The following is a 5,258-nucleotide window of genomic DNA, read 5'->3' as shown; positions in this document are numbered from 1 at the left end:
AACCATCTGAACCTTCTACTGTTATGAATTTACCTTTCATTTGAATAACCTTTCTTCTATATGTAATTACTTATTCATAAATTGAGAAATTCTTTCAACAGCTTCTTTTATATTTTCCATGCTTGTTGCATAACTAATTCTAAAGAAGTCATTGTACGCTTTCCCAAATGCCGTCCCAGGAATAACCCCAACACGAGCCTCTTTCGCTAATAATTTACAAAACTCCATCGCTCCAAGTTCTCTATATTCCGCTGGAATTTTGGCAAAGATATAAAATGCTCCATCAATTTCAGGGATTTCAAAACCTAATTCGCGAAGTCTTGTAACCATATAGTCTTTTCTTTCTCTATAAGTTTCAATCATATGATTATTATATTTATCTACATTTTCATCTGTTAAAGCTACTACAGCAGCATCTTGAATAAATGTTGGAGCTCCAGATACTGTAAACAGATGGAAAACCCCGATCTTTCTAATCATCGCTTGAGGCGCTGCGATAAATCCTACACGCCATCCTGTCATAGCATGAGATTTTGATAATCCACTGATTAGAACTGTTTGTTCTGGAATAAATTCAGCTAATGAAGTGTGTTTATAGTTATATGTAATATCTCCATAAATTTCATCACTAAGCACAAAAATATCATATTTTCCTAATACATCAGCAATTTCTTTAACTTCTTCTCTAGTATAAGAAACACCACTTGGATTGTTTGGGTAGTTAATTAAAATTGCTTTTGCATCTTTATTCTCTTCTAAGGCTTTTTCTAAATCACTTGGACGAACTTTAAAGCCATTATCAGCTGTATCAATAAATTTAATATTACATTTATTTAGAATACCTACACCCTCATACGCTGAGAAGTACGGTGTTACTACTAAAATAGTATCCCCTTGGTTTGTAACAGCAGAGATAGTATGTTCTATCGCTGCAGAAGCACCAATAGTTACGATAACTTCATCTGAACTATATTTTAAATTATATCTTTTTTCTAAATTTTTAGCCCACGCTGCTCTTAATGGCTCAATACCATTATTTACCGAGTAGTGTGTTCTATTATTATCTAAAGCAACTTTCGCAGCTTCTTTAACCTCTTCAGCAGTATCAAAATCAGGCTCTCCTAATGTTAACTTAATAATTCCTTCAATTGATGAAGCAAATGCATCAAATTCTCTAATTGGAGATCCTGTTAAATTCGCTAAAGATGTGTTAAATTTGTTTTCTAATGTTTTTTTTATATCCATATATATCTACCTTCTTTCATAATAGGTACATTGTTAATGTAACATTTCTAATATTGTAACATATTTTCAATAAAAATTAAATTAGTATCTAGAATATTAGACAAATTTATCAACAATGACTATATAACATTTTAAATTATTTTCAATCACTTTTCAAGACGAAATATCGGATATTTTATACAAAATTTCAGAAAATTTAAAGAAAAGTATTGAAAAAACAATTGATTAGTATTATAATATCTCTAACACATTAAAAATTAATTGTTTTAAAAGATAAGGAGAAATATAACTATGACAAAATTAACAGTAAATGATATCCGAGTAGAACTTACATCTACTCCAAAAGAAAAAACACCTGATGATAAATTAGGATTTGGTACAGTCTTTACAGACCATATGTTCGTTATGGATTGGTCTTCTGATAAAGGGTGGTACGATCCAAGAATCGTTCCTTATGGTCCAATCCCAATGTCACCTGCATTAAACGTATTACACTACGGGCAAAGCGTTTTCGAAGGTATGAAAGCATACAATGCCAATGGAGAAGCAGTTTTATTCCGTCCAGAACAAAACTTCAAACGTTTAAACAAATCTTCAGACCGTATCGCTTTACCTGAGCTAGATGAAGAATTTGCATTAGCTGCACTTAAAAAATTAATCTCTATCGATAAAGAATGGATTCCAAAATCTGAAGGTACTTCTCTATACGTTAGACCTTTCTTATACGGTGCAGAAGAAGCACTTGGAGTACACCCAAATAACGAAGTTAAATTCGTAATTATCTTATCACCATCAGGAAGCTACTTCAAAGCAGGATTACAACCAAACAAAATCTTCGTAGAACACGAATACGTACGTGCTGTTCGTGGTGGATTCGGATTCGCTAAAACAGCAGGTAACTACGCTGGATCTCTAAAAGGTCAGAAAAAAGCTCAAGAACTTGGTTACTCTCAATCACTATGGCTAGATGGAGTTGAACAAAAATACATCGAAGAAGGTGGGGCTATGAATATCTTCTTCAAAATTGATGGAACATTTGTTACTCCAGAATTAAATGGTTCTATCCTTCCAGGTATCACTCGTGCTTCTGTATTAGAATTACTTAAATCACTAGGTGAAAAAGTAGAAGAAAGAAAACTAGCTCTTGAAGAAGTATATGAAGCTTACGATAATGGAAAACTTGAAGAAGTATTCCTATGCGGTACTGCAGCGGTAATCGCTCCAGTTGGTGAATTATTCGATGGTACTAAAAAATTAGAACTTATCACTGATAACAAACCTGGAGAATGGACTCAAAAAATCTACAACCTACTTACAGGTATCCAATTAGGGAAAGTTGAAGATAAATTTGGTTGGGTTGTAAAAGTAGAAGACTAATATAAACTAATATAAATTAAAGATTCCAAGTTTAGTAATTTGGAATCTTTTTTATATTATCTTTTCATAAGATTTATATACTATTATTTTAAATCTGTTATATAAAACTAAATCTAACAAATATCACTTTGTAAGTTAACAAAAAAATGAAGTATGGAATTATATCCTACTTCATTTTTGTTATTTAAAGGATTTTAAATTTTCTCTATTATTATTTTTTATAAGCAAATGTGTATAGAGCAGAAACTAAAGTAACAGCTCCTACAAAGTTACCTAAAAATACTGTTCCCATGTTTTGAACGAATTGTAAAACTGAGATATTTGCACCTTCAAACATTGCAGCTGGGATTGCGAACATGTTCGCAACCAAGTGTTGGAATCCAATAGCAACGAAAGTCATAATTGGGAACCATACACCAAACATTTTACTACCTACATCTTTAGCAGCGAAGTTTAACCATACTGCCATACCTACTAGCCAGTTACAACCTACAGCTGAGAAGAATACTTGCCAGAATGTTAAGTATACTTTTGATTCACCAGCTGAAATAGTTTTAGCAGCAATTGCTCCACCAGTTAAACCAGTTAAATGCCCTAAGAAATAAGCAATAACTAGAGAACCAACAAGGTTAGCAAATGTAATAACTACCATGTTTTTAGCCAACAGTTTAAAACTAATTTTCTTATTAAACCACGCAACAGTTACAGCCATCATATTACCTGTAACTAATTCTCCACCACCAACTAAAATACAAATAAGTCCGATTGGGAAAACAGATGCTCCAAGTAATGCACCAATTCCGCCAAATTCTTTAGGAATTGATCCTGATACACGAAGTAAGGCTAAAAATCCTACCCCGATAAATGCCCCACCTAAGAAACCTAAACTCAACATATATTTAAGACCTGCAGTTGCTTTAGCAGTACCTTTTTTAATAGTAAGTTCATAAACTTCTTGAGGTTCTAAAAATACTTTAGATTCTACAGTGTTTGTCATAATAACACTCTCCTTAAAAATTTATAATAATTACATAGATAATAATTGTTCTACATCTACAGTAAAGATTATACAATAACAAGGATATTTTTTCAACACTGTTTTAATACAGATTTTATTAAAATACATATAATTTAACAAAGTACTATATTCAAATTTTTGTTAAAATTATCAAAGATATTATTATTTATTCATTGATAAATAAATAAAATTACCGTGTATAAAGCGTTTTCTTCGCTTCTTATATTTTTTAATATTTAAATTATTCTTATCACTATACACGATATATAAAATTACAAACACTGTTCTTTAACCCAAAAACTTTACTAAAAACAATTATATTTGTTCAATTTATAAGGCAAATTAAACTCAAAATTATTAGCACTAAACTGTGTTTCTATTTATAATATTCCGCTTGGAAAATTGCAATTATTCTACATCTATAAATTTACCATTAATATTACAAACTAATCTATTAATATAATTACAGCCATAATATTAGCAGAAAACACGAACCCTCGACTTTATAATTCGACATAAAAAAGCGATTGGATAATATCCAATCGCTTAATTTACTATCTTGCAACCTTAACTGCTCTAACCTCACGAATAACATTAACTTTAATGTTCCCTGGGTATTGCATCGTTTCTTCGATTTTATTTTTAACTTCTTTGGCAATTTTGTAAGTTTTTGTATCATCTACCTCTTCTGGATTTACGATTACACGAATCTCACGACCTGCTTGAATAGCAAATGTTTTCTCTACACCTTTGTGTTCATTTGCAATTTCTTCAAGTTTTTGTAGACGTTTAATATAGTTTTCTAATGACTCTCTTCGAGCCCCTGGACGTGATGCAGAAAGTGCATCCGCTGTGGCAACAATAACAGAAATCGGATGTGTTGGTTCAGTATCACCATGGTGTGATGCTATTGCATTTACTACAATCGCATTCTCTTTATATTTAAGAGCTAATGCTACACCAATTTCAACATGCGAACCTTCAATTTCATGATCAAGTGCTTTCCCAATATCATGAAGCAATCCTGCACGACGTGCTGTTGCAACATCTAAGTCTAACTCAGCTGCAATAAGTCCTGCGATATACGCTACTTCCATAGAGTGTTGTAGTCCATTTTGACCATAACTTGTTCTATATTTTAACTTACCAACGATTTTTACTAAGTCAGGATGCATATTATGGATTCCAAGGTCAAATGTGGCTTGTTCTCCTGCATCACGAATAACTTGATCAATATTCTTACGCGCTTTATCAACAGCTTCCTCAATTTTTGAAGGGTGAATACGCCCATCATCAATAAGTGACTTAATTGCTGTTTTAGCAATTTCACGACGAATTGGATCATATCCAGAAAGGATAACCGCTTCCGGAGTATCATCAATAATTAAGTCTACACCTGTTAATGTTTCTAAAGTACGAATATTTCTTCCTTCACGTCCGATAATACGACCTTTCATATCATCACTTGGAAGATCTACAACAGACACAGTAGTTTCACTTACTACATCTGTAGCAAAACGTTGCAATGATTGAACGATAAGTTCTTTTGCACGTTTATCAGCGACGCTTTTCGCCTCTAGTTCTTTATTTCTTATATATATTGCCATATCTTTAGCCA

Annotated in this window: 4 protein-coding genes; 1 reads left to right on the top strand and 3 read right to left on the bottom strand. The window is 32.2% G+C overall.

Annotation, left to right across the window (positions count from 1 at the left end):
- Positions 1–66: 66 nt before the first annotated feature.
- Positions 67–1,245: an aminotransferase class I/II-fold pyridoxal phosphate-dependent enzyme gene (locus RWN11_RS06900; RefSeq protein WP_314161015.1), complete on the bottom strand. Its 1,179-nt coding sequence runs from the start codon at positions 1,243–1,245 to the stop codon at positions 67–69.
- 291 nt (positions 1,246–1,536) lie between these two features.
- Here RWN11_RS06900 and RWN11_RS06895 point away from each other — a divergent pair, with 291 nt between their 5' ends.
- Positions 1,537–2,622 carry a branched-chain amino acid aminotransferase gene (locus tag RWN11_RS06895; RefSeq protein WP_314161014.1) on the top strand — a complete coding sequence of 362 codons (1,086 nt, stop codon included), beginning with the start codon at positions 1,537–1,539 and terminating at the stop codon, positions 2,620–2,622.
- Between the two features lie 211 nt (positions 2,623–2,833).
- Here the strand turns inward: RWN11_RS06895 and RWN11_RS06890 are convergent, their stop codons facing one another.
- Together RWN11_RS06890 and rny are read right to left on the bottom strand one after the other, a co-directional pair.
- Positions 2,834–3,619 (bottom strand): formate/nitrite transporter family protein, encoded by a 786-nt coding sequence (locus RWN11_RS06890; RefSeq protein WP_314161013.1) that lies wholly within the window; start codon positions 3,617–3,619, stop codon positions 2,834–2,836.
- 575 nt (positions 3,620–4,194) lie between these two features.
- A partial coding sequence (rny, locus tag RWN11_RS06885) for a ribonuclease Y (RefSeq protein WP_314161012.1) occupies positions 4,195–5,258 on the bottom strand: 1,064 nt, incomplete at its 5' end.

Source organism: uncultured Gemella sp. (genome assembly GCF_963519265.1).
Taxonomy (GTDB): Bacteria; Bacillota; Bacilli; order Staphylococcales; family Gemellaceae; genus Gemella.
The sequence above is the reverse complement of the archived record's forward strand: the minus strand, read 5'-3'. Positions and strand labels throughout refer to the sequence as shown.